The sequence below is a fragment of the Streptomyces sp. NPDC093065 genome, from assembly GCF_044754585.1.
Lineage (GTDB): Bacteria > Actinomycetota > Actinomycetes > Streptomycetales > Streptomycetaceae > Streptomyces.
In genome coordinates this window covers 20,590-45,489 of record NZ_JBIVPJ010000010.1, presented here as the reverse complement: position 1 = coordinate 45,489, position 24,900 = coordinate 20,590, and the positions used below count along the sequence as shown (strand labels likewise).

Sequence of the window (24,900 nt, the reverse complement as noted above, 5' to 3'; positions counted from 1 at the left end):
GCGGGTGATCGGCTGATCGGTCGTTCGGGGATCATCGTAGGCCGCTCGCACGGCCGGCGGCCGGGGACCGTAGCATGGCGGGCACGAACGACCCCGGGGGGACGAGGCATGACGGACGAGATACGACCGGACGGGGACTCCGCCGGTGATCACGACCCCTGGGCGCCCCCTCAGAGCGGGCCGTCGCTGGACAAGGGCGCCGGGCCCGGACCGGCGCAGGAGCCGCCCCGGCCGCCCGTCGCCGACGCGCCGCCTCCCTGGCAGCCGCCGCCCGGCGTGCACGACCAGGCCACGGTCACCTCGATGCCGGGCGCCGGCTACGCCGCCCCCGACTCCGCGGTGCCGCCCCCGCCGGTCGCGCCCGACGGCGCCGGTGTCCCGGTCGGGTACGGCTACCCCGGGTACGGCCAGGGCTACGGCTGGCCCGGCATGCCGATGGCCCCGCAGAACGGGCTGGGTACCGCGTCGATGGTGCTGGGCATCCTCGCCTGCGCCCTGTTCTGCCTGTACGGCGTGGTCTCCGTGGTGCTCGGCGTCCTCGCCCTGGTCTTCGGCGTCAAGGGCCGCCGGAAGGCGGAGAGCGGCCTGGCCACCAACCACGGGCAGGCGCAGGCCGGTTTCGTCATGGGCATCGTCGGCATCGTCCTCGGCGTCGCCGTGATCGTGCTGGTCGCCATCGGCATCACCGCCGCGATCAACGAGGAGTCGGACTACGACGACCCCTACTACGGCTCCGCGCGCCCCGTGCCGGTCTCCGTGACGGCGGAAAGCTGAGCTCCTCCCCGAAGCGTTGCCTCTACGATGTCAAGTTCCAACGAGGGGAGAGCAGTTCATGTCGCACACCAATCCCGGGCCCGGGGGCTACGGGCCGCCGCAGCCCGGTCAGCCGCCCGCCGGGGGCTACGCCCACCCGCAGTCCGCACCCGGCTACGGCTACCCGAACCAGGCGGCGTCCTACCCGGCCGCCCCGCCCGTGGGCTACCCGCAGGGCGCGGGCTACGGCATGCCGATGCAGCCGAGCAACGGCATGGGCACCACGGGACTGGTCCTCGGCATCATCGGCGTGGTGTGCAGCCTGACCTTCTTCCTCTGGTTCTTCGGCGTGATCCTGGGCATCCTCGGGATCATCTTCGGCGCGATCGGCCGGGGGAAGGCGACCCGGGGCGAGGCCACCAACAAGGGCTCCGCGACCGCCGGTCTCGTGCTCGGCATCACGGCCACCGTGATCCTGCCGCTGCTCGGCTTCCTCGCCTTCGCGAGCCTGATGAGCATCGCCTGAGCCCGGCCCGCCCTGCCCCGCCCCGGTGATCCTCACGTCGTGACGGGCACCGGGGCGGGCGCGGTCCTGTTCCGGTACTCGCCGGGCGTCATCGCGTACTCCTTGCGGAACGCGAGGTGGCAGCCCACGTGACTGCCGCAACCGATGAACCGGGCGATCTCCTGAAGCGGCACGGAGGTCTCCGCGAGCTGCCGCCTGGCCTTCTGGAGCCGTCGCAGCGTCAGGTGCCGCATGGGCGGCTGACCAGCTCCCGGAACAACTGGGCGAACACCGAGTGGGACAGGCCCGCCTCGCGGGCCGGCGACTCGACCGTCCACGGTTCGCGGTACGAGCCGTGAATCGCCATCAACGCCTTGCCGCTGCCCGGATGGTGGAGCGCCTGCAACGCGGGTGACTCGTCCGCCAACTGCTCCATCGCGATCCGCAGGGAGGGCAGGGACTCCAGCGTGCGCACCAGCAGCGACTCGCCCCGGAGGAAGTGCTGCCGGATCACGATGAGCCGTACAGGACCGGGAGCCTGGCCGGCTGACCTTCGTCGTCCGGACGGGGGCGGAGCGGGTCCGGGACCTGCTGACGCCGCTGGTGGAGAAGGCCGGCGCGGAGGGCGCCCTCGTCTGCTGGGTCTCGGACGCGATGCACGGGAACACGTTCGTCGCACCGAGCGGTCACAAGACCCGGCACTTCGAGGCGATCGCCGACGAGGTCCGGGGCTTCGTGGAGGTGCACCGCGCCCTCGGCCGCCACTCGGGCGGCGTCCACCTGGAACTCACCGGTGACGACGTCACCGAGTGCCCGAGCGGAAGCAGCACCGTCGGCCTCGACCACCTGCCGCACCGGTACGAGACGGCGTGCGGCCCGCAGCTCAACCACGCACACGCGCTGGACCTGGCCTTCCTGCTGGCGGAGTGGTACCGCGCGGGCTCGGGCGCGCCGTGTGCCGCTCTCAGCGTGCTCGCAGCCGCTGCCGGGCCGCCATCAGCGCGAAGCCCAGCAGATTCGGCCCCCGCCAGCGCTCCGGATCCCTCGCCGCCTCGTCGTCCGCGGCCAGTCCGATGCCCCACACCCGGTCCACCGGGCTCGCCTCCACCAGCACCCTGTCGCCGGTGGCCAGCAGGAACGCCCGCAGCGCCGGGTCGGCGGCGAACTTGTGGACGCTGCCCTCCACCACGATCCGGAAGCGCTCCCGCTCCCACACCGCCTCGTCGAAACCGCGCACGAGGCGGCCCGCCTTCTTGGCCTCGGCGGGATGGGCGGCCGCCAGCACCCGCCGCTCGGCCTCCGCGTCCCCGAAGAGCCGGGCCTTGCCCGCCATCATCCAGTGCTCGGCCGTCGCGTACTCCACCCCGGCCACCGTGAAGGGAGACGGCCACCACTGGCTCAGACAGCTGGGCCCGACCCTGCCGTCCGGGAGCGGACGGTGCCCCCAGAAGTACAGGTACTTGATCCGCTCGCCCGCCCGGACCCGCGCCACCAGCGCTTCCCGGCCGTCGACGCCCTCCGTGGCCGCCCCCGCGCTCCCGCGCACTTCCGGAACCTGCTCCGCCCCCGTGATCTTCTCCATGCACGCGAGTGTGGCACGCGCCACTGACACTCCGTCCGTCCTTTTCCGTGGCGACTCGACACCTGGTCGACAGATTCCGTCGCGTAACCAAATGGCAACAACGGAATCACTTGTTGGAGGCCTAGTGCTCTGTCAGGATCGGCACTCACATCGAGCCTGAGCCACGCCGGCCCCCACCACGGGGAGACCGAGGAGAGCCGACATGCACAACCCGGGCAACGCCACCCCGGACCGATTCCCGGCCCAGGACCGCTTCGCGGACGGGGCCCAGTACATCGCGGGCCGACTGACCAGAGGCACCTCCGGACACACGCACACCGTCGTCGACCCGGCGACCGGCGAGGAGGTCCTGACCTACGAGCTGGCCGGTCCCGAGGACGTCGACGCGGCCGTCGCCGCCGCGCGGGAGGCGTTCCCCGGCTGGGCCGGCGCCACCCCCGGCGAGCGCTCCGACGCCCTGCACCGGTTCGCCGCCGTCCTCGCCGAGCGTGCCGAGGAATTCGCCCGCGCGGAGTCCCTGCAGTGCGGCAAGCCGCTCAAGCTGACCCGTGAGTTCGACGTGCCGGGCACGGTCGACAACGCGGCCTTCTTCGCCGGGGCCGCCCGGCACCTCCAGGGGCAGTCGGCGGGGGAGTACTCCGGCGACCACACCTCGTACGTCCGCCGCGAGCCGATCGGCGTGGTCGGGTCGATCGCGCCCTGGAACTACCCGCTCCAGATGGCCGCCTGGAAGATCCTCCCGGCCGTCGCAGCGGGGAACACCATCGTGCTCAAGCCCGCCGAGATCACCCCGCTGACCTCCCTGATGTTCGCCCAGGCCGCGACCGAGGCGGGCATCCCCGACGGCGTGATCAACATCGTCAGCGGCACCGGGCGGGAGGCCGGCGAGCACCTCGTCGCCCACCCCGACGTCGCCATGACCTCCTTCACCGGCTCCACCGCCGTCGGCAAGCGCGTCGCCGAGGTCGCCACCGCCACCGTCAAGCGCCTCCACCTGGAACTGGGCGGCAAGGCCCCCTTCCTCGTCTTCGACGACGCCGACCTCGACGCCGCCGTCAACGGAGCGGTCGCGGGCGCGCTCATCAACACCGGCCAGGACTGCACGGCCGCCACGCGCGCGTACGTGCAGCGGCCCCTGTACGAGGCGTTCGTCGAGCGGACCGCCGCCCTCATGGACACCGTCCGCGTCGGCGACCCCTTCGCCCCCGGCACCGACCTCGGCCCGCTGGTCAGCCACGTACAACGCGACCGCGTCGCCGCCTTCGTCGACCGGGCCCGCTCCTACGCGCGCGTGGTGACCGGCGGCGAGGCACCGCGGGGCGACCTGAAGGACGGCGCCTACTACCGCCCCACCCTCGTCGCGGACGCCGCGCAGGACAGCGAGGCCGTGCAGTCCGAGATCTTCGGCCCCGTCCTGGTCGTCCTGCCCTTCGACACCGACGACGAGGGCATCCGGCTCGCCAACGACACGCCGTACGGGCTCGCGGCCTCCGCCTGGAGCCGGGACGTGTACCGCGCGAACCGCGCCACCCGCGAGATCAAGGCGGGCTGCGTGTGGATCAACGACCACATCCCGATCATCAGCGAGATGCCGCACGGCGGCTACAAGGCCTCCGGCTTCGGCAAGGACATGTCCGCCTACTCCTTCGAGGAGTACACGCAGGTCAAGCACGTCATGTTCGACAACACCGCGGTGGCGGCCAAGGACTGGCACCGCACCGTCTTCGGGGACCGATAGTCACGACGAGAGGCCGCCGACCACGGCCGACCCACCCGAAAGGGCAACCACGCGCATGGAGCAGTACGAGCCCGACCGCCTGTCCCCGGCCCAAGCGGCCGCCATGCGGCGCAGTCTCAGGAGCGGCAGGGCCGCCCTCACCCGCCGCTCGCTGCTGCGCGCCTCCACGGGCGGCGCGCTCGCGGCCGGCGGACTCGGCCTGCTGAGCGGCTGCGGCATCCCGGCGGCCGGCAAGACCGAGGGCGGCGTCTTGGCCGAGGACCACTCCAAGGAGGAGAGGCAGGTTCGCTTCTCCAACTGGACCGAGTACATGGACGTCGACGGGAGCGGCCGCCGCCACCCCACGCTGGAGGCGTTCACCAAGCGCACCGGCGTCAAGGTCACGTACACCGAGGACATCAACGACAACAGCGAGTTCTTCGGCAAGATCCAGCCGCAGCTCGCCGCCGGCCAGGAGACCGGGCGGGACATCATCGTCCTCACCGACTGGCTGGCCGCCCGCCTGATCCGCCTCGGCTGGGTCCAGAAACTGGACCCGGCCAACCTGCCGCACGCCTTCGCGAACCTGTCGCCCCAGTTCCGCACCCCCGACTGGGACCCGGGCCGGGCCTACTCCTACCCCTGGCAGGGCATCTCCGCCGTCGTCGCCTACAACAAGAAGGCACTGGACGGCATCGAGGTGAAGTCGGTCTCCGATCTGCTGGACAACCCGAAGCTCAAGGGCCGGGTCGGCTTCCTCACCGAGATGCGCGACACCATGGGCATGATGCTGCTCGACATGGGCAAGGACCCGGCCCGCTTCTCCGACGACGACTACGACGCGGGGATCGCCCGGCTCCAGAAGGGCGTCGACCGCGGTCAGATACGCCGCTTCACCGGCAACGACTACACGTCCGACCTCACCAAGGGCGACCTCGCGGCCTGTCTGGCCTGGGCCGGCGACATCGTCCAGCTCAAGGCGGACAATCCGGACGTCGAGTTCGTCATCCCGGACAGCGGCTACGTCACGTCGAGCGACAACATGCTGATCCCCAACAAAGCGCGGCACAAGACGAACGCCGAACGGCTCATCGACTACTACTACGAGCCGGGCCCGGCCGCGGAACTCGCCGCCTACATCAACTTCGTCTGCCCGGTCGACGGCGTGAAGGACGACCTGGCGAAGATCGACGAGGACGCGGCGAACAACCCGCTGATCATTCCCGACCAGGCCATGCAGGCCAAGTCGCACTCCTTCCGCTCCCTGAGCTCGAAGGAAGAGACGGCATACGAAGAGAAGTTCGCGAAGCTGACCGGGGCGTGACGACGATGACGACGCATACGACGAAGAACCAGACGGCCGCGACCGACGGCGGCGGCGACGTCCGCCTCGCCGGCATCAGCAAGACCTACGGCTCCTTCACCGCCGTGCACCCGCTGGACCTGACCGTGCCCCAGGGATCCTTCTTCGCCCTGCTCGGCGCCTCCGGCTGCGGCAAGACCACGACCCTGCGCATGATCGCCGGACTGGAGGAGCCGAGCGGCGGCACGGTCCACCTCGGCGACCAGGACGTCACCGCGCTGCCGCCCTACAAGCGGCCGGTCAACACGGTCTTCCAGTCCTACGCCCTTTTCCCGCACCTCGACATCTACGAGAACGTCGCCTTCGGTCTGCGCCGGCGCGGCATCAAGAGCGTGAAGAAGCAGGTCGCCGAGATGCTCGACCTGGTGCAGCTCGGCGAGCAGGCCCGCAAGAAGCCGAACCAGCTCTCCGGCGGCCAGCAGCAGCGCGTCGCGGTCGCCCGCGCCCTGATCAACCATCCCAAGGTGCTGCTTCTCGACGAACCCCTCGGCGCCCTCGACCTCAAGCTGCGCCGCCAGATGCAGCTGGAGCTCAAGCGCATCCAGACCGAGGTCGGCATCACCTTCGTGCACGTCACCCACGACCAGGAGGAGGCCATGACGATGGCCGACCAGGTCGCCGTGATGAACGCGGGCCGCGTCGAGCAACTGGGCGCCCCCGCCGACCTGTACGAGAACCCGCGGACCACGTTCGTCGCCAACTTCCTCGGCACCTCCAACCTCATCGAGGCCGAGGTGGACACCCGCAGCGGCGACGACGTCGTCGTGAAGGCGGCCGGCGACAAGCTGGTGCTGCCCGGCGCCCGATGTTCGGCCCCGGCGAAGGCGGGCGGCAAGGTCCTGGTCGGCGTCCGCCCCGAGAAGATCGGCCTCACCCACGCGGACGACGCGGGCTCCGTCCCAGAGGGCCGCAACCGCATCACCGGCAGGATCACCAACACCAGTTTCATCGGCGTCTCCACCCAGTACGTCGTGGACTGCGCGGCCTGCCCCGAGTTCGAGGTCTACGCCCAGAACATCGACCGCGACCCCCGCCTCGCGCCCGGCGCCGAGGTCGTCCTGCACTGGAACCCGGCGCACACCTTCGGCCTCGACGCCGACCAGTCCGTGCTTGCCGGGACGGTGGGCGAAGCGGGCCTCGCCGAGGGCGAGGCCGCCTGATGTCCACCCTGACCGAGGCGCCACCGCCCCTGACCCCGGCCACGCCCGGGACGAAGCCCCCGCGCAAGAGGGGCCGCTGGACGCCGTACTGGCTGCTGCTGCCCGGCATCCTGTGGCTGGTCGTCTTCTTCGCGGCGCCGATGATCTACCAGGCCTCCACGTCCGTGCAGACGGGCTCGCTGGAGGAGGGCTACAAGGTCGCCTGGCGCTTCGTCACCTACTGGGACGCGCTGTCCGAGTACTGGCCGCAGTTCCTGCGCTCGGTCGCCTACGCGGCCTCCGCGACCGTGCTGTGCCTGCTGCTCGGCTATCCGCTCGCGTATCTGATCGCCTTCCGCGCGGGGCGCTGGCGCAACCTGATCATGATCCTGGTGATCGCGCCGTTCTTCACCAGCTTCCTGATCCGCACCCTGGCCTGGAAGACGATCCTCGCGGACGGCGGCCCGGTGGTCGGCGCCCTGAACACGCTGCACGTCCTGGACGTGACCGGCTGGCTCGGCTGGACCTCCGGCGACCGTGTGCTGGCCACCCCGCTCGCGGTGGTCTGCGGCCTGACGTACAACTTCCTGCCCTTCATGATCCTGCCGCTCTACACCTCCCTTGAGCGCATCGACGGCCGGCTGCACGAGGCGGCGGGGGACCTGTACGCGAAGCCCTCCACGGTCTTCCGCAAGGTCACCTTCCCGCTGTCGATGCCGGGCGTCGTCTCCGGCACCCTGCTGACCTTCATCCCGGCCACCGGCGACTACGTCAACGCCTCCCTGCTGGGCTCGGCCGACACCGGAATGATCGGAAACGTGATCCAGTCCCAGTTCCTCAGGGTGCTGGACTATCCGACGGCGGCCGCGCTCTCGTTCATCCTCATGGCCGCCATTCTCGCCATGGTCACCTTCTACATTCGCCGGTCCGGGACGGAGGATCTGGTTTAAATGGCCTTCGTCATTTCGTCCAAGAACTGGTTCAAGCGCCATCTCGTCGTGATCGCCGGACTGCTGACGCTCGCGTATCTGCTGCTGCCCAACGTCGTCGTGACGGTGTTCTCGTTCAACAAGCCGAACGGACGCTTCAACTACGAGTGGCAGCAGTTCTCCACGGACGCCTGGAAGGACCCGTGCGGGGTCGCCGGGCTGTGCGGCTCGCTCTCGCTCAGCCTCCGGATCGCCCTGTGGGCGACGCTGGGCGCCACCGCGCTCGGCACCGCGATCGCCTTCGCGCTGGTGCGCTACCGCTTCCGTGCGCGGGGCGCGATCAACTCGCTGATCTTCCTGCCGATGGCGATGCCCGAGGTCGTGATGGCGGCCTCGCTGCTCACCCTCTTCCTCAACATGGGTGCTCAGCTCGGTTTCTGGACGATCCTGATCGCCCACATCATGTTCTGCCTCAGCTTCGTCGTGACCGCCGTCAAGGCGCGCGTGATGTCGATGGACCCGCGCCTGGAGCAGGCCGCGCAGGACCTGTACGCCGGCCCCTTCCAGACCTTCGTCCGGGTCACGCTGCCGATCGCCGCCCCCGGCATCGCGGCCGGCGCACTGCTCGCCTTCGCGCTGTCCTTCGACGATTTCATCATCACCAATTTCAACGCGGGTTCCACCGTCACCTTCCCCATGTTCGTCTGGGGATCGGCCCAGCGCGGAACGCCCGTCCAGATCAATGTCGTCGGTACGGCCATGTTCGTCGTCGCCGTACTGTTCGTTCTGGCCTCCATGGCCGTCGGCAACCGCCGAAATCGCCGCAAGGCATAAGCACATCCGCTGTATTCGTAGGGAGTTGAAATCATGGCCCCTGGTGCCATGAGCCGCAGCAACGACTGGACGAAATCCCTTTCCGACGCCCAGCCGGTCCCGTACTGGCTGGACGACCCCGGCCGCCCCCGCCCCGAGGCCGCCCTCACCGGCGCCGAGACCTGCGACCTGCTGGTCGTGGGCGGCGGGTACAGCGGGCTGTGGACCGCGCTGATCGCCAAGGAGCGCGACCCGGGCCGGGACGTGGTGCTGCTGGAGGGCCGCGAGGTGGGCTGGGCCGCCTCCGGCCGCAACGGCGGATTCTGCGCGGCCTCCCTCACCCACGGACTGTCCAACGGCCTCACCCGCTGGCCCGACGAGATCCACCAGCTGGAGGAGCTGGGCGCCCGCAACCTCGACGCGATCGAGGAGGCGGTCGCCCGTCACGGCCTCGACTGCGACTTCGAACGCACCGGCGAGATCGACGTCGCCACCGAGCCCCACCAGGCGCGCGAACTGGAGGAGTGGTACGGGGAGATCCGCGCCAAGGGCCTGGCCGAGGGCATCGACCACCTGGACGCCGACGCCGTTCGCGAGCAGGTCGACTCGCCCACCTTCCGGGCCGGCCTCTGGGACCGGCGGGGTGTGGCGATGGTCAACCCGGCCAAGCTGGCCTGGGGACTCAAACGCGCCTGTCTCGCCCTCGGCGTCCGCGTGTACGAGCACACCCCGGCGCTCACCCTCAAGCCGTACGGCGCCGGCATGACCGTGGGCACCCCCTACGGCGGGGTCCGCGCCCGCACGGTCGCGCTCGGCACCAACATCTTCCCGAACCTGGTCCGGCGGGTGCGCCCGTACACCGTGCCCGTCTACGACTACGCCCTGATGACCGAGCCGCTCACCGACACGCAGCTCGCGTCGATCGGCTGGCGGAACCGGCAGGGCCTCGGGGACAGCGCCAACCAGTTCCACTACTTCCGGCTGTCCTCCGACAACCGGATCCTGTGGGGCGGCTACGACGCGATCTACCCGTACGGCGGCCGGGTGCGCGCCGAGTACGACGACCGCCCCGAGACCTATGCCAGGCTCGCCGGGCACTTCTTCACCTGCTTCCCGCAGCTGGAGGGCGTCCGCTTCACCCACGCCTGGGGCGGCGCCATCGACACCTGCTCGCGCTTCTCCGCGTTCTTCGGCACCGCGCACCGAGGCAAGGTGGCCTACGCGGCCGGGTACACCGGCCTCGGTGTGGGCGCGACCCGGTTCGGCGCCGAGGTGATGCTCGACCTGCTGTCGGGGGAGCGGACGGAGCGCACCGAACTGGAGATGGTGCGCAGGAAGCCGCTGCCGTTCCCGCCCGAGCCCTTCGCCTGGACCGGCATCGCCCTCACCAAGTGGTCGCTGGCCCGCGCGGACGCGCGGGGTGGCCGGCGCAATCTGTGGCTGCGCACGATGGACCGCCTGGGGCTCGGCTTCGACAGCTAGGGCCCTCACGGCGCGGGCGTGTGACCCGGTTCACCCCAACGGGGCACGGCAACCCGCGTAATGCCGCCGGGAGACCTCCCTCTCCCTCGTGACGCACCCCGCGTCGACGAGTGAAAGGGAGGTCTCACATGCCTGGTGCGAAGACGGCGGTCGCGTGGCTGGCATCCGTCGCACCGGATCCCGAGTCCTGCCGCCGGGACTGGGAGCGCGACCCCTCGGGCGTCGCGCTGCTGCCGGCGGGCAAGGCCTGGGACGTGCTCATCCTGCCGAGCAGGCTCGGATATCCGACCCTGGACGTGCTCTCCCGCATCCTGGACCAGCCCGGCCCGGTGCTCGCCGACTTCGGCGACGCGCGCACGGGATTCTTCGTCCCGGCCGGCACGGCGGCCCGCTGGGTCGGCACCGGCATCCGGACCGCCGGGCTCGGCACCTGGATCGTGGTGCCGTACCCCGGCGGACTGTCGACCGGAGGCACCCGCTGGCTGATCCCGCCGGACGGGACCGGCACCCTCACCGACCCCTCGCTCCTGGAGCTGGCGATGCACGAGGCGGCGGCGGCCCTCGCGGGGGAGGAGAGCGGGGGGTAACGGGCGGCGAGGTGCGCAAGGGGTTGACAACAGAATTGGTCTGGACCAAATTGGGCGCGCTCCACCCTCCCCATCTCCCCCATGTCCGGAGGCACTTGTGGAACGCGCACGCGTGGAACGCGCCAGACCTCTCGCCCGTCGCCCCCTCGTCACCCTGCTCACGGCCGCGGCCCTCGCCGCGTCCGGCCTGACCGCGCTCACGTCGGCCGCCCGTGCGGCCGACGCGGACCTCGCCCGCAACGGCGGCTTCGAGTCCGCGCTCGACGGCTGGACCTGTACGGCGGGCACGACCGTCACCTCGCCCGTGCACAGCGGCACGGCGGCCCTGAAGGCCACCCCGGCGGGCGCCGACAACGCCCGCTGCTCGCAGACGGTGTCCGTCAAACCGGACTCCCAGTACACGCTCTCCGGATACGTCCGGGGCACCTACGTCTACCTCGGCGCGAGCGGCACCGGCACCACCGACGTCTCCACCTGGGCCCAGTCCGCCCCCGACTGGCAGCAGTTGACGACGACCTTCCGCACCGGCCCGTCGACCACCAAGGTCACCGTCTACACCCACGGCTGGTACGGCACCGGCGCCTACCACGCCGACGACATCTCCCTGACCGGCCCGGGCGGCGAGACGGGCGGGCCCCCGGCGGCCCCCGGTGGCCTCAAGACCGGCTCGGTGACCTCCTCCGGCGTCGCCCTGTCCTGGTCACCGGTGCCGGGCGCGACGGGATACGCCGTCTACCGCGACGGCGCCAAGGTCAGCACGGTCACCGGCACCTCCACCACCGTGACCGGCCTGGCCCCGTCGACGGCGTACTCCTTCCAGGTCACCGCGGTCAACGACGCGGGCGAGTCCGCGCGTTCGGCCACGGTCACGGCGACCACCGCCCAGCGCCCGGACGACGGCGGCGGCTCCTCCGACCTTCCGGCCCACGCCCTGGTCGGCTACCTCCACGCCAGCTTCGCCAACGGCTCCGGCTACACCCGCATGGCCGACGTGCCCGACAGCTGGGACGTCATCGACCTGGCCTTCGGCGAGCCCACCTCGGTCACCTCCGGGGACATCCGCTTCGAGCGCTGCCCGGTCGCCGAGTGCCCGAACGTGGAGAGCGATGCCGAGTTCAAGGCCGCGATCAAGGCCAAGCAGGCGGCCGGCAAGAAGGTGCTGATCTCCATCGGCGGCCAGAACGGCCAGGTGCAGCTCACCAGCACCGCCGCCCGCGACAAGTTCGTCTCGTCCGTCTCCGCGATCATCGACGAGTACGGTCTGGACGGCCTCGACATCGACTTCGAGGGCCACTCGCTCTCCCTGAACGCCGACGACACGGACTTCAAGAACCCGACGACGCCCGTGATCGTCAACCTCGTCTCGGCCGTGAAGACCCTCAAGGCCAAGTACGGCGACGGCTTCGTGCTGACCATGGCCCCGGAGACCTTCTTCGTCCAGCTCGGCCACCAGTACTACGGCACCGGCAAGTGGGGCGGCCAGGACCCGCGTGCGGGCGCCTACCTGCCGGTCATCCACGCCCTGCGCGACGACCTGACCCTCCTGCACGTCCAGGACTACAACTCGGGCTCGATCATGGGCCTCGACAACCAGTACCACTCCATGGGCGGCGCCGACTTCCACATCGCCATGACCGACATGCTGCTCACCGGCTTCCCGGTCGCGGGCGACGCGAACAACGTCTTCCCGCCGCTGCGCCCGGACCAGGTCGCGATCGGCATGCCCGCCTCCACCCAGGCGGGCAACGGTTACGTCTCCCCGGCCGAGGTCACCAAGGCCCTGAACTGCCTGACCAGGAAGACCGACTGCGGCTCGTACGCGACCCACGGCACCTGGCCCGCCCTGCGCGGCCTGATGACGTGGTCGATCAACTGGGACCGTTTCTCGAACTGGGAGTTCCAGAAGAACTTCGACGCGTACTTCGGCTGACCTCCCGCGGGGTCCGGCCGCCGGCCGGGGTCCGGGCGGCCACCAGCCGGACCCCGGCCAGCAGCACCGCCCCCAGGCACCAACTGGCCACCACGTCCAGCGGCCAGTGGTAACCCCGGCGCACCAGCCCGTAGGAGGTGCCGAGCACCAGCAACGCGCACAGCACGACGAGCGCCCGGCGTACGGCGGGCGTGCGCAGGAGCGGAAGCAGCAGCAGCGTCGCCGCGCCGTACGCGACGAGGGCCGTGGCGGTGTGGCCGGAGGGGTAGTAGCCGGTCGCGGGCGGCACCGCCGGGGTGCCGGGGCGGTCGGTCCACTCCTTCAGCGGGGCGACCAGCACGGGCACCATGACCATGGCCACCGCCCCCGCGAGGGGTGGCCGCCACCAGCGGTCCACACCTGCGGCACGCCCGCACCACGCCGCGTACGCCAGCGCCACGACGAGGACGGGCACGGCCACCTGCACGTTGCCGAGGTCGGCCAGCAGCTCGGAGAACCGGTCGGGGTGGACGAGCGCCCCGCTCAGCCGCTCGTCCGCGCCGGTCAGCGGGCCGTCGGCGACGACCTGCCAGGTGATCAGAGCGAAGAGGAGCAGGGGTGGCCCGACGAGGGCGGGCAGGACGCGAGGGCGGGCGGAGACCGGCATGGGCCCAGCTTGGCAGGCCGCCGTCGCGTAGTCTCACCGCCCGTGACGAGCATACGGACGGCACGGGACAGCCAGTGGGAAGAGACCTTCACGCGGCTGCGGAGCATGACCAGGGAGGGCCGGTACGAGGAGGTCGAGGCCGAGGCGCGGGCCCTGGCCGCGCTCCCGCGACGCCCCTGGCGCAGGCGTCCGCCGCACTGGGAGGCGAGGGTACTGGCCACGGCCACGGCCGTCATGCACGGCCGCGTGGCCGAGGCGCTGGCCGAACTGGACACGCTGATCGCGGAACTGGAGCCGGTCGATCTCAACTCGCAGATGCTGCGGCTGATCGCCCGCAGCAACCGGGTGGTCGCCCTGTCCGGACTGCGGCGGTACGCGGAGGCGGAGACCGAGGCGCTGGGCGTCCTGGGCGAGCTGGGCCGGATCGCCCACCGTGCCCCGGTGTCGGTGCTGGAGGTCAACACCTTGGTGCACCTGGCCGGCGTGCTGTGCGGGCTGGCCCGGCACGAGGAGGCGGAGGCCGTCGCCCGCGGCAACCTGCCCCGGGCGGACGGACCCGCCGTCGCCGTCCTGCAGGCGACACTGGCGCGCAGCCTGAACGGTCGGGGCCGCCACGAGGAGGCGCTGACCGAGGTCCGCCGCAGTGTGCCCCCGCCGCCCCGCCACGCCGCCGGCCACCTGGACCTGGTCACCGCCGAGGCCCTGTACGGCCTGGAACGCCGCGCCGAGGCGGAGGACGCCGTACGACGGTCGCTGGCCGACTGCGAGCGGTGGCTGCACCCGGCCCACCCGCGCACCGGCGAGGCCCGTGCCCTGCTCGCCCGCATCACCGGGGAGGAGCCGCGCGAGGAGTCCCGAGGGGGAGGGGAAGGAGAACCGGGGGAGTGAACACCGAAGGGCCGGCACAAGGGGGGGAGTGTGCCGGCCCTTCCGTGAACCACCGACCCGAGTGCCGAGGCGGCCGTCCTGACCGGAACGCCGCGCGCCCCGGGGGGTTTGGGGCGGGCGACCGTCCGATCGGTGAGGAAGCCGGAACCCGCGGGCTCCGGTTGTGTGCGCGAGGCACGACCAGGTCGAAGCTGGGGAAGCCCCGTCCTGATGATCCGCCCACAGTCCCCTGTGGGCGGGTGTATCTCTCATCTGCGTAGAACCTACGGCAGGGGGTGCGCTCAGGACAGGGCCATCGGCGTCCTGCCATCCACCTCGCACACGTTCTTCACACGCTCTGCCGGTCGCTGCGCCAGGCGTGCGAAACGCGGCTCAGATGCGCGTTCGGACACTCGCGCACATGATCGCGCACGCCTCCCCGACCGACCCCGCGCACGGCGTACCCGGCGCCCGGCGCACGGTCGCGCTCAGATGCCGGCGAAGGCCTGCTCGATGATGTCGAGGCCCTCGTTCAGCAGGTCCTCGCCGATGACGAGCGGGGGCAGGAACCGCAGCACGTTGCCGTAGGTGCCGCAGGTCAGGACCAGCAGGCCCTCGGCGTGGCAGGCCTTGGCGAGCGCGGCGGTCGCCTCCGGGGCGGGCTCCTTGGTGGCGCGGTCCTTGACCAGCTCGACGGCGATCATCGCGCCGCGGCCCCGGACGTCGCCGATGACGTCGAACTTCTCGGCCATGGCGGACAGGCGGGCCTTCATGACCGCCTCGATGTTCTTCGCCCGGGCGTTGAGGTCCAGCTCCTTCATCGTCTCGATGGCCCCGAGCGCGCCCGCACAGGCCACCGGGTTGCCGCCGTAGGTGCCGCCGAGGCCGCCCGAGTGCGCGGCGTCCATGATCTCGGCGCGGCCGGTGACGGCGGACAGCGGCAGACCGCCCGCGATGCCCTTCGCCGTCGTGATCAGGTCCGGGACGATGCCCTCGTCCTCGCAGGCGAACCACTGGCCGGTGCGGCAGAAGCCGGACTGGATCTCGTCCGCGACGAAGACGATGCCGTTGTCCGAGGCGAACTGGCGGATCGCGGGCAGGAAGCCCTTGGCCGGCTCGATGAAGCCGCCCTCGCCGAGCACCGGCTCGATGATGACCGCGGCGACGTTCTCGGCGCCGACCTGCTTGCTGATCTGGTCGATCGCCTGCGCGGCGGCCTCCGGACCGGCGTTCTCCGCGCCGGTCGGCCAGCGGTAGCCGTAGGCGACCGGCACGCGGTACACCTCGGGCGCGAACGGGCCGAAGCCGTGCTTGTACGGCATGTTCTTCGCCGTCAGCGCCATCGTCAGGTTGGTCCGGCCGTGGTACCCGTGGTCGAAGACGACGACCGCCTGCCGCTTCGTGTACGCCCGCGCGATCTTGACGGCGTTCTCGACGGCCTCGGCCCCGCTGTTGAACAGGGCCGACTTCTTCGCGTGGTCGCCCGGCGTCAGCTCGGCCAGCGCCTCGGCGACGGCTACGTAGCCCTCGTACGGCGTGACCATGAAACAGGTGTGGGTGAAGTCGGCGAGCTGCGCCGACGCCCTGCGCACGACGGCCTCGGCGGAGGCGCCGACGGAGGTCACCGCGATGCCGGAACCGAAGTCGATCAGGCGGTTGCCGTCCACGTCCTCGACGACACCGCCGCCGGCGCGCGCGACGAAGACGGGCAGCGTGGAGCCCACACCCTGCGCGACCACGGCCGTACGGCGGGCCTGCAGCTCCTGCGACTTCGGGCCGGGGATGGCGGTGACGACGCGGCGCTCCTGCGGAAGTGCGGTCATGGGGGGCTCCTGGGGTCGTGCCGGATCCGCGGGGACGGTCCGCGGGGCCCTGGTGCGCCTGCGGGATCCGCGGGATCTTACGGATGCTTGCCTTCTTTTCTCGCAGGCTAGGACCGGCGGTGCGGGGTGGGCATGCTCCATGTGGGCGTTGTCCGCAGGGCCGGTTGTCCGACATGGACAGGTGGCGGGAACGGCGACATACGGACACGTCCACGCGGGCCCGGCCGCGTAAGCGGTGAACTCCCCTTGGGAGGGCGTTAGATTGGCTCGCTGATGGTGGACGGAGCGGCAGGTCAGGGGGCAAGGGCGATGGACGGCGACGCCAACCGGGACACGCGGGGCACGCATGCGGACCCTGTACCGCGCCCGGCGAGGCCCCCCGAGGTACCCGCGAAGCCTCCGGAGCCCCCAGCCGCAGCGCCCGCGGTGCCCCCACGGCCGATGCGGGCGCCGGGGGCGCCTCCCGTGCCCGAGCAGGCCGCCCGGTCCTCGTCCGCCGTTGCCACCTGGCTCGACACGGCGAGGCCGGCCGCCCGTCCCGGGATCTGGAGGTTCGGCTACCGGCCCCCCGAGGAGACTCCGGAACGGATCGCTCCCGTGACGGTCGTCGGCATGCTGGTACCGCTCGCCCTGGCGATGCTGACGTGGTCGCTGTGGCAGCAGGGGGTCACGAAGTTCCAGTTGGCCCCCCTGCGCCTGTTCACGCCGGACGACTGGTGGTGGGCCGGCACGGTGGCGTCGCCCCGAACGGTCGAGGGGCCGGTGGTCTCCCCCGGATCGGAAGCCCTGGTGATCTACGAGGGCCTCGCCTTCGCCGCGCTCGTCCTCCTGGTGGCCGTGCTCGGCAGTTGGCCCGCGATCACCAGGCACTACGTGATCGGCAGGCCTCAGCCCGCCCGCGCCCTCATCTCGGCCCTCCTCGCCCTGGCCGTCCTCAGCCTCGTCTTCCCCGACGCCTTCCCGCTCGTCGGATGGTCCGCGGTACCGGTCGTCGACCCACTGCTCTCCCTCACCGTGCTGATCTCCGACGGGTACGACCTGATGGCGTCCCGGCTGTACACGGACACGCTGTACGCGGTGGTCACCCTGCTCGTGGTGTGGCCGTTCGCCCGCCTCGGAGGCTGGTTGCCGTACGCGCGGACGCTGTTCGCCGCCGGCCGGGCCGCGACCGCACCGGACGCCCCGGCCGCACGCCCCCGCTCTCAGTGGCCCGCGCTGCGCGACCTCGGCCAGTACGAGATCGCCGACCTGCTCACCGGCGAGGTCACCCGGGGCGGCATGAACGACGTCGACTGCGCCCGCGTCGAGAACGTCCTTTCCGCCGCTCGGCGCGGCGGCTCGCTGGAGGCCTTCCGGGACACCGTGCTGCGCCAGGGGGCCGCGGCCTGGACCCACCCGTCCGGCGCCCGGGACCTGCGGCGCCGGACCGCCCACCACGACCTGCTGGCCGGACAGGTGCGCATCGGCCGCTGGACGGCCGCCCACCGCACCCCGCCGCCGTACCAGGACGCCGGCGCGGCCCTCGGCCCGGAGGTGCTCGGTACCTCGCTGCTGGCGGTCGGCCCGTCCGGGTCGGGCAAGACTCGCACCCTCGTCGAACCGGTGACCGAGGCACTCGTGCTGCAGGCGCTCGCCGGGAGCTGCACCGTCGTGGCGGTGTCCGCCCCCGGCAGCCCCGTGTGCGAGGACGACTCCTTCGACGTGATCGTGCGCATCGGTGACCCCTCCTCGGTGCACGACCTGGACCCGTACGCCGAATCGGACGACCCGGACGACGCGGCCGCGATTCTCGCCGAAGCCCTGGTGGGCGACCTCGACACGGTCGGAGCGCAGGGCGCGGTCACCGCGTTGGCGCAGCTGCTGGGCCCCTTCCGGGCGGTGCACGGCCGATTTCCCTCCCTGCCGGAACTGCACGCGCTGCTGGAGGGCGAGGAGACGGCACTGACCCGGCTGGGCGAGGCCCTCGCGGCGAGCGGAAACGACGTCATGCGCCGCGAACTCGACACGCGCGTGCGGAACACCGGCGCACCCGGTGACGCCGGGCGGGCCCTGGCCGACCGGCTGGCGCTGCTGAACCGGCCGGCGTTCGCCGACTTCTTCGGCGGCCGCGACCGCGCCCGGGCGTTCTCCATGCGGGCGATCGCCCACCACCCGCTGCGGGTCCGGATCGACGTCCCGGAGCGAGGACACGACGAGGCCTCCCGGCTGATCACCCGGCTGGTCCTCGCGCAGTTCCACGCCGTCGTCGGGCAGGGTCGGCGCGAGCACTTCGCCTGCCTGGTCCTGGACGACGCGACGGGCACGGTCACCCCGGAGTCCGTGCGCCGGATCCAGCGACTGCGCTCGCGAAACGCGGGGGTCCTGCTCGCCCTGCGGGCCGTCGGCGACGTTCCCGAGGCGCTGCACGGCCCGCTGTTCGGCGCCGTGGGCTGCCACATGGCCTTCTGCGGCGTCTCCACCTGGGACGGCAGTCGGTTCGCACAGGCCTGGGGCACCGAGTGGGTGGAGACGACGGAGGTCGCCAAGCACACGGTCTTCGCCGATCAGCCGATGACGCGCTTCATCCACTCGGTGCGCAAGCTGGTGACGGGCAAGGCGGTGACCACGGACGCCGTGACCGTCAAGCAGGTCGAGCGGGAACGCTGGTCGGCCTCCGAACTGGCGCACGCCGTGCCTGCCGGGCACGCCGTGCTGTCGCTGACCAGCGTCGAGGGGGAACACGCGCCGCCGCTCCTGGTCGATCTGCGCGGGTGAGGCGTGCGGCCCCGGGCGGGCACCGGGGACCGTACAGTGAGGCAGAATCGACACAGGCCGTTCATACGCCGCGGCCAAAAGATCACGGAGACTCCACACCGCCCCCGCGACAGCCTCACGCCCTGACGCAGACCCGAAGGCCAAGGCCCCATGCCCCCGACGCTCGCCTCGCTCGTCCACCACTCGGCGCTCAAGCTGACCGTGCGCGCCGGCCAGGACCGCCTCGACGTGCCGGTGCGCTGGGCGCACGCCAGCGAACTCGCCGACCCCGTGCCCTACATGGAGGGCGGGGAACTTCTGCTGATCACCGCCCTCAAGCTCGACGCCGAGGACCCGGAGGTGATGCGCCGGTACGTGAAGCGGCTGGTGGGCGCGGGAGTGGTGGGCCTCGGGTTCGCCGTCGGGGTCAACTACGACAACATCCCCCAGGCCCTGGTGGAAGCGGCCCGGGAGGAAGGGCTCCCGCTCCTGGAGGTGCCGCGCCGCACCCCCTTCCTCGCCATCAGCAAGGCCGTCTCCGCCGCCATCGCCGCCGACCAGTACCGTGCGGTCACCGCCGGCTTCGCCGCCCAGCGCGAGCTGACCCGGCGGACCCTGACCGACGGCCCGGAGGGCCTGCTGGCGGCGCTCGCCGCGCAGGTCGACGGCTGGGCGGCGCTGTACGACGCCTCGGGCGCCGTCGTCGCCACCGCGCCGGAGTGGGCGGGACGCAGGGCGGCACGGCTCACCGCGGACGTGCAACGGCTGCGCGAGCGTCCCGCGCCGGCCTCCTCCGTGGTCGGAGGCAGGGGGGACGCCGAGAACGCCGAAAACGCCGACCGGGTCGAGCTGCACTCCCTGGGCACCTCCCGCAGGCCCCGTTCGGCTCTCGCCGTCGGCACGGCCGCCGCCCTCGGCACCGCAGAGCGGTACGCCGTCCACTCCGCCATCGCCCTGCTGACCCTCACCACGGAACGCTCCCGCTCCCTGCACGAGGCGGGGCTCCGCATCGACGCGGCCGTACTGCGCATGCTGCTGGCCGGCGAGCCCGACCACGCGCGCACGGTCGCCGGCAGCCTGTACGGCGGCCTGCTGGACGCGCCGTTCCGGATCGTCGTCGCGGAGTCGGCGGGGAGGAGCAGGGCCCTGGGCACCGCCCAGTCCGCAGGAGACCCGGGCGGCGACACCGGCGGGGACCCCCTCGGCACCCTCACGGAGATCGTGGAGTCCGCGGCCGCCCGCTCCGGCGAGGCGGTGCTGGTCGTCCCGGAGGGCGAACGCCTGGTGGCGCTGGCCACCGACGGGGGCGCGGCCGTCGCCGCCTGCGTGGAGTACGCGTCCGCCCTGGAGGCCGCCCGCCCGGCGTCCGAGTCCCTCGCGGGCGGCGACGACGAGAGCCTGGTCGTCGGCCTGTCGGCACCGTCCGGGCCGATCGCCGCGTCCGCCGCCTACAAACAGGCCGAACAGGCCCTGTCGGTGGCCCGCCGGCGCGGCCGCGTCTGCGTCGAGCACGAACACCTGGCGGCCGGCTCCGTCCTGCCGCTCCTCGCCGACGACGCGGTCCGCGCCTTCGCCGACGGCCTCCTGCGGGCACTGCGCGACCACGACGCCACCGGCCGCGGCGACCTGGTCGCCTCCGTGCGCGCCTGGCTCTCCCGCCACGGCCAGTGGGACGCGGCCGCCGCCGACCTCGGCGTCCACCGCCACACCCTGCGCTACCGGATGCGCCGCGTGGAGGAGATCCTCGGCCGCTCCCTGGACGACCCGGACGTCCGCATGGAGCTGTGGCTGGCCCTGAAGGCAACGGGCCCCGAGTGAGCCCGTCCGGCGTTTGAGGACGAGGCCGTCCAGGCCGAAAGCGGGGGTCTGGGGGCGGCAGCCCCCAGGGACGGGAAGGGAAGGGGGCGGGGGCGAAACCCCTCCCGGGACCCACCCCTCCCGCACCTGGCCACCACGTCGAACACCCCACCCCCACCACTACACCCCGGACAAACGCCCCCCACCCCACCCCGCCCTACCGTGGACCCGCACCCGCATCGCCACCACCACCAACACCCCCAACGCGGAAGGGCCGGGACCCGACAATGACTTCCACCCACGCCTTCTGGCTCGCCGGCCGCCAGGCCACCGGCGAGTCCGGCTTCGACGTCACCTCTCCTTGGGACGGCACCACCGTCGGCACGGTGAGCCTGCCCACCGACGCCCAGGTCGAGGAGGCCGTGGCCGCCGCGTACGCCGTCCGCGAGGACTTCGCCGCCACCCCCGCCCACACCCGCGCCGCCGCCCTCGACCACGTCAGCCGCCGCCTGGTGGAGCGCACGGAGGAGATCGCCCGCCTGATCTCCGCCGAGAACGGCAAGCCGGTCAAGTGGGCCCGCGGCGAGGTCGGCCGCGCGGTCTCCGTCTTCCGCTTCGCCGCCGAGGAGGCCCGCCGTTTCAACGGCGGCGAGGCCCAGCGCCTCGACACCGACGCCGGCGGCCAGGGCCGCCTCGCCCTCACCCGCCGCTTCCCCAAGGGCGTCGTCCTCGGCATCGCGCCCTTCAACTTCCCGCTGAACCTCTGCGCCCACAAGATCGCCCCCGCGATCGCGGCAGGCGCCCCCATCATCCTGAAGCCGGCCCCCGCCACCCCCCTGTCCGGCCTGATCCTCGGCGAACTCCTCGGCGAGACCGACCTGCCCGCCGGCTCCTGGAGCATCCTCCCGGTCCCCAACGACCGCATGCCCGCCCTCGTCCAGGACGAGCGCCTCCCGGTCATCTCCTTCACCGGCTCCGAGACCGTCGGCTACGCGATCATGGACTCGGTGCCCCGCAAGCACTGCACGCTGGAGCTGGGCGGCAACGGCGCGGCCGTCGTCCTCGCCGACTGGGCGAGCGACGAGGACCTGGACCGGGCCGCGGCGCGCATCGCGACCTTCTCCAACTACCAGGGCGGCCAGTCCTGCATCTCCGTGCAGCGCGTCATCGCCGACGCCGCCGTCTACGACCGCCTGCTGCCCCGCGTCGTCGCCGCCGTCGAGGCCCAGGTCACCGGTGACCCGAACGACGACGCGACCGACGTCGGCCCGCTGGTCAGCGAGGCCGCCGCCGAGCGCGTGGAGTCCTGGGTCGAGGAGGCCGTCACCGCGGGCGCCAGGCTCCTCACCGGCGGCAAGCGCGACGGCGCCTCCTACGCCCCGACCGTCCTGACCGACCTGCCCGCCGACACCACCCTCGCCCACGAGGAGGTCTTCGGCCCCGTCCTGAGCGTGCAGAAGGTGACCGGCGAGGCCGAGGCGTTCGCCGCCGTCAACGAGTCCAAGTACGGCCTCCAGGCAGGCGTGTTCACCCACGACCTCCAGGCCGCCTTCCGCGCCCACCGCGCCCTGGAGGTCGGCGGCGTCGTCATCGGCGACGTCCCCTCCTACCGCGCCGACCAGATGCCGTACGGCGGCGCCAAGCAGTCCGGCGTGGGCCGCGAGGGCGTGCGGTTCGCGATGGACGACTACACCTACGAGCGGGTACTGGTCCTCACGGGGCTCGCGCTCTGACTCCTCGTTCCGCCCGGCGCCGAGCCGGTGAACCGTCCGGACACGTACGTCCCGGGAGGCGGCTCGGCGCCGGTGACCGCCAGGACGCGGCCGCCGGCCGGGCAGCCGGGGCGGGCGGTCAGGTGCGGGGCGGCGTCGGTCCGGGGGCCGTCGGCCGGTGTGCGGGCGGCCGGTGTGGGGGCGGGGTCCCGAGTCCCGCTGTGCGGCAGCCCGCCGTACGTCCGTCCAGCAGGTCGCGCAGCGTCGCGTACGAGCGGTCCCACGACCACGCCGTACGCACCCAGTGGCGGCCCCTGTCGCCCATGGCGCGGGCCGGCCGGGGAGCGCGCAGGAGGCGGATCAGCCGGTCCGCCGTCGCCGCTACCGAGCGGCCGTCGACGACGTGCCCCGTCTCGCCGTCCCGCACCGCGTCGGGCGCGCCGCCCGAGTCGCCCGCGACCACCGGCAGACCGGACGCGGCGGCCTCCAGGTACACGATCCCCAGACCCTCCACCTCCAGTCCGGCCCTGCGGGTGCGGCAGGGCATGGCGAAGACGTCGGCGGCGGCGTAGAAGGACGGCAGCGCGTGGTGGGGGTGGCCGCCGGTGAAGAAGACCGAGTCCATGACGCCCTCGCGCAGGGCCAGTTGACGCAGGCGGGACGCGCAGGGGCCGTCGCCCACCAGGAGCAGCACGGCGTCGGGGACCGCTCTGCGCACCCAGGGCAGCGCCCTGATCAGGGTGTCCTGGCCCTTGCGCGGGACCAGCCTGGACGCGCACAGGACCACGGGGCGGTGACCCAGGCCGTACCTCGTCCTGACCGGGTTGCCGTCGACGGCCGGGTGGAAGGCCCCGGTGTCCACGCCGGGGACCAGGCGGGCGGTGCGGGTGCCGGGGGCGAGGGCCGCCTCGATCGGACCCCGGGTGCCTTCGCCCAGCCAGGTCAGCGCGTCCACCTCGGTGCCGATGCGGCGCAACAGGCCCCGGGCGCCCGGGGTGCGGGCCCACCACACCTCGTGGCCGTGGGTCGTGGCCACCGCGGTGCGGATCCCCGCCGTGCGCCGCAGCCGTCCCGCCATCAGCGCGAGGGGCGCGGCCGCGCCGAACCACACCCGGTCGCAGCCGTAGCGGCGGGCCACCGCCGCGGCGTGCGCGGTCGCGCGGGGAGTCGGCAGAAGCGTGCGGGCCGGATGCCGGACCACCGGGTACGGGCGGGGCTCGCCGGGCTCCGCCGCGGCGGGCGGCGCGGAGGTGAGGACGACCACCTCGTCGGGCGGGAAGCGGTCGGCCAGTTCCCGGACGAAGGTCTCGATGCCGCCCTGCCGGGGCGGGAAGTCGTTGGCGACGATCAGTGTGCGGGGCCGGGCGCGGGTGTCGCTCGTCATGCGGACGTCCTCTCGACGGGATGGTCGGTGACCTCGGGGGCGCGGTGCGCCGTACCGTGCGCCAGCGCGGCCAGGACCAGCGGGTAGACCAGGTAGCCGAAGCGCGTCGCCGGCATCAGGGCCGTCGCCAGGCCGAGGCCCAGCGCGAGCCGTCCGGCCGCCGCCCGCAGCGTGTCCGGGGGGCGCACCGCGAGCGAGGCACCGATCAGCAGCGCGCCGGCCGCGAGGAGCGCCAGCGCGATCAGCGTGCCGCCGGGGACGTGAGCCGCGAGCAGATGACCGGGCAGCGGACTGCCGGCGGGCGAGGCGGTGGCGGTGAGCCCGAACGGGAAGGCCACGACGTTGCGGAAGAAGCCGGCGGGATCGGTGAGCGCGAAGGGCAGGACCACGGCCGTCCCGGTGCCAAGGCCCACGCCCGCGCACCGCAACGCGGGCCGGCCGCCCTGGCGTACGGCGACCAGGGCCAGCGCCACCGGCAGCGCGGGCCAGGCGGTCCACTTGAGGGCGGCGGCGGCCCCGAGCGCGAGACCGGCCCGCCCCGGACGGCCCCGCCCGGCCAGTGCGAGGCCGAGGCAGATCAGGCCGGCCACCGGCAGGTCGACGCCGCCCACCGCGAGGGGCAGCGCGACCAGGGGGCAGGCGAGCAGCGGCCCGGCGCGGCGCAGTCCCGCGGCGGCCAGGGACGCGACGAACGCGCCGCCCAGCCACCAGCGCGGGTCGCCCGGCAGGACGCCGAAGAGCGCCATCCCCGGCAGATAGGGATTGAAGTCGCCCACGGCCGAGGGAGTCGTGACGTACGGGCTCCCGGTGGCGGCCAGCAGCCGCCCCGACCGTTCGACCACGGCGACCTCCGACTGCCCGAGCCCCGCCGCCACCAGGCTGACGAGCGGCAGTACGACGGCCCCCGCCACCGCGACCGCGCGAGCCGCCCGGCGCTGAGCGGGCCCCGAGGACAGGAACGCCGCGAGCGCGTACCCCGCCCCGGCCGACCATCCCCACATCCGGTGCGTCGCCAGGTCGGACACCAGCGCGAAGCCCGTCGCCACCACCGCGCACCCGGCCCACGCGATCCGTTCGACGGGCCACCGGGCGTACCCGGCGACCCGCTCCCCAAAGGTCTTCCTCATGTCCGTCGACG

General features: G+C 72.7%; 21 protein-coding genes and 1 pseudogene. 15 read left to right on the top strand and 7 right to left on the bottom strand.

Annotated elements, in window-relative coordinates:
* Positions 1-108 precede the first annotated feature (108 nt).
* Positions 109-774 carry a DUF4190 domain-containing protein gene (locus tag ACIQFU_RS18965; RefSeq protein WP_402552859.1) on the top strand — a complete coding sequence of 222 codons (666 nt, stop codon included), beginning with the start codon at positions 109-111 and terminating at the stop codon, positions 772-774.
* 58 nt (positions 775-832) lie between these two features.
* Positions 833-1,279, top strand: coding sequence for a DUF4190 domain-containing protein (locus tag ACIQFU_RS18960; RefSeq protein ID WP_402552857.1), 447 nt, complete (start codon positions 833-835; stop codon positions 1,277-1,279).
* A gap of 32 nt (positions 1,280-1,311) precedes the next feature.
* Here ACIQFU_RS18960 and ACIQFU_RS18955 read toward each other — a convergent pair whose 3' ends face one another.
* Together ACIQFU_RS18955 and ACIQFU_RS18950 are read right to left on the bottom strand one after the other, a co-directional pair.
* Positions 1,312-1,512: a helix-turn-helix domain-containing protein gene (locus tag ACIQFU_RS18955; protein WP_402552856.1), complete on the bottom strand. Its 201-nt coding sequence runs from the start codon at positions 1,510-1,512 to the stop codon at positions 1,312-1,314.
* The gene (locus ACIQFU_RS18950; RefSeq protein WP_402552854.1) at positions 1,500-1,772 is read right to left on the bottom strand and encodes a hypothetical protein; all 273 of its coding nucleotides are present in this window, start codon (positions 1,770-1,772) and stop codon (positions 1,500-1,502) included. Before ACIQFU_RS18950 ends, ACIQFU_RS18955 begins: the two co-directional genes overlap by 13 nt.
* 14 nt (positions 1,773-1,786) lie before the next feature.
* Between ACIQFU_RS18950 and ACIQFU_RS18945 the strand changes: the two are divergent.
* Positions 1,787-2,194, top strand: a pseudogene (locus ACIQFU_RS18945) (3-deoxy-7-phosphoheptulonate synthase); the annotation flags it as partial.
* A 28-nt stretch (positions 2,195-2,222) separates the two neighbouring features.
* Here ACIQFU_RS18945 and ACIQFU_RS18940 read toward each other — a convergent pair.
* Positions 2,223-2,864, bottom strand: a complete 642-nt coding sequence (locus ACIQFU_RS18940; RefSeq protein ID WP_402552852.1) for an NADAR family protein — start codon at positions 2,862-2,864, stop codon at positions 2,223-2,225.
* Between the two features lie 178 nt (positions 2,865-3,042).
* Between ACIQFU_RS18940 and ACIQFU_RS18935 the strand changes: the two genes are divergently transcribed.
* From ACIQFU_RS18935 to ACIQFU_RS18900, 8 genes are all read left to right on the top strand, one after another.
* Entirely contained in the window at positions 3,043-4,578 is a 1,536-nt protein-coding gene (locus ACIQFU_RS18935; RefSeq protein WP_402552851.1) for a gamma-aminobutyraldehyde dehydrogenase, read from the top strand.
* A gap of 55 nt (positions 4,579-4,633) precedes the next feature.
* Entirely contained in the window at positions 4,634-5,881 is a 1,248-nt protein-coding gene (locus ACIQFU_RS18930; RefSeq protein ID WP_402552850.1) for a PotD/PotF family extracellular solute-binding protein, read from the top strand.
* Positions 5,882-5,886: 5 nt separating this feature from the next.
* On the top strand, positions 5,887-7,080 hold the full coding sequence (locus ACIQFU_RS18925; RefSeq protein WP_402553114.1) for an ABC transporter ATP-binding protein: 1,194 nt from the start codon (positions 5,887-5,889) through the stop codon (positions 7,078-7,080).
* Entirely contained in the window at positions 7,080-8,009 is a 930-nt protein-coding gene (locus ACIQFU_RS18920; protein ID WP_402552849.1) for an ABC transporter permease, read from the top strand. Before ACIQFU_RS18925 ends, ACIQFU_RS18920 begins: the two co-directional genes overlap by 1 nt.
* Positions 8,010-8,822, top strand: coding sequence for an ABC transporter permease (locus tag ACIQFU_RS18915; RefSeq protein WP_402552847.1), 813 nt, complete (start codon positions 8,010-8,012; stop codon positions 8,820-8,822).
* A 33-nt stretch (positions 8,823-8,855) separates the two neighbouring features.
* On the top strand, positions 8,856-10,283 hold the full coding sequence (locus tag ACIQFU_RS18910; protein ID WP_402552846.1) for an NAD(P)/FAD-dependent oxidoreductase: 1,428 nt from the start codon (positions 8,856-8,858) through the stop codon (positions 10,281-10,283).
* 128 nt (positions 10,284-10,411) lie between these two features.
* Positions 10,412-10,870, top strand: a complete 459-nt coding sequence (locus ACIQFU_RS18905; protein ID WP_402552845.1) for a hypothetical protein — start codon at positions 10,412-10,414, stop codon at positions 10,868-10,870.
* A gap of 112 nt (positions 10,871-10,982) precedes the next feature.
* A complete protein-coding gene (locus tag ACIQFU_RS18900; RefSeq protein WP_402552843.1) occupies positions 10,983-12,800 on the top strand; it encodes a chitinase in 1,818 nt (605 codons plus the stop codon).
* On the opposite strand, the gene ACIQFU_RS18895 is transcribed toward ACIQFU_RS18900, so the two are convergent.
* Positions 12,739-13,446, bottom strand: a complete 708-nt coding sequence (locus ACIQFU_RS18895; RefSeq protein WP_402552841.1) for a phosphatase PAP2 family protein — start codon at positions 13,444-13,446, stop codon at positions 12,739-12,741. The two genes, ACIQFU_RS18900 and ACIQFU_RS18895, sit on opposite strands and share 62 nt — an antisense overlap.
* 42 nt (positions 13,447-13,488) lie before the next feature.
* On the opposite strand from ACIQFU_RS18895, the gene ACIQFU_RS18890 reads away from it, so the two are divergent.
* The gene (locus tag ACIQFU_RS18890) at positions 13,489-14,334 is read left to right on the top strand and encodes a hypothetical protein (RefSeq protein ID WP_402552839.1); all 846 of its coding nucleotides are present in this window, start codon (positions 13,489-13,491) and stop codon (positions 14,332-14,334) included.
* 467 nt (positions 14,335-14,801) lie between these two features.
* Here ACIQFU_RS18890 and gabT read toward each other — a convergent pair whose 3' ends face one another.
* Complete coding sequence (gene gabT / locus ACIQFU_RS18885) at positions 14,802-16,136, bottom strand: 4-aminobutyrate--2-oxoglutarate transaminase (RefSeq protein ID WP_402552837.1); 1,335 nt, start codon at positions 16,134-16,136, stop codon at positions 14,802-14,804.
* A 309-nt stretch (positions 16,137-16,445) separates the two neighbouring features.
* Between gabT and ACIQFU_RS18880 the strand changes: the two genes are divergently transcribed.
* From ACIQFU_RS18880 to ACIQFU_RS18870, 3 genes are all read left to right on the top strand, one after another.
* Entirely contained in the window at positions 16,446-18,890 is a 2,445-nt protein-coding gene (locus ACIQFU_RS18880) for an ATP/GTP-binding protein (protein WP_402552835.1), read from the top strand.
* A gap of 150 nt (positions 18,891-19,040) precedes the next feature.
* Complete coding sequence (locus tag ACIQFU_RS18875; RefSeq protein WP_402552833.1) at positions 19,041-20,687, top strand: PucR family transcriptional regulator; 1,647 nt, start codon at positions 19,041-19,043, stop codon at positions 20,685-20,687.
* A gap of 266 nt (positions 20,688-20,953) precedes the next feature.
* The gene (locus tag ACIQFU_RS18870; protein WP_402552832.1) at positions 20,954-22,399 is read left to right on the top strand and encodes an aldehyde dehydrogenase family protein; all 1,446 of its coding nucleotides are present in this window, start codon (positions 20,954-20,956) and stop codon (positions 22,397-22,399) included.
* Between the two features lie 118 nt (positions 22,400-22,517).
* On the opposite strand, the gene ACIQFU_RS18865 is transcribed toward ACIQFU_RS18870, so the two are convergent.
* Positions 22,518-23,762 carry a glycosyltransferase family 4 protein gene (locus ACIQFU_RS18865; RefSeq protein ID WP_402552830.1) on the bottom strand — a complete coding sequence of 415 codons (1,245 nt, stop codon included), beginning with the start codon at positions 23,760-23,762 and terminating at the stop codon, positions 22,518-22,520.
* Positions 23,759-24,889 carry a glycosyltransferase 87 family protein gene (locus tag ACIQFU_RS18860; RefSeq protein ID WP_402552829.1) on the bottom strand — a complete coding sequence of 377 codons (1,131 nt, stop codon included), beginning with the start codon at positions 24,887-24,889 and terminating at the stop codon, positions 23,759-23,761. Before ACIQFU_RS18860 ends, ACIQFU_RS18865 begins: the two co-directional genes overlap by 4 nt.
* Between the last annotated feature and the right edge of the window lie 11 nt (positions 24,890-24,900).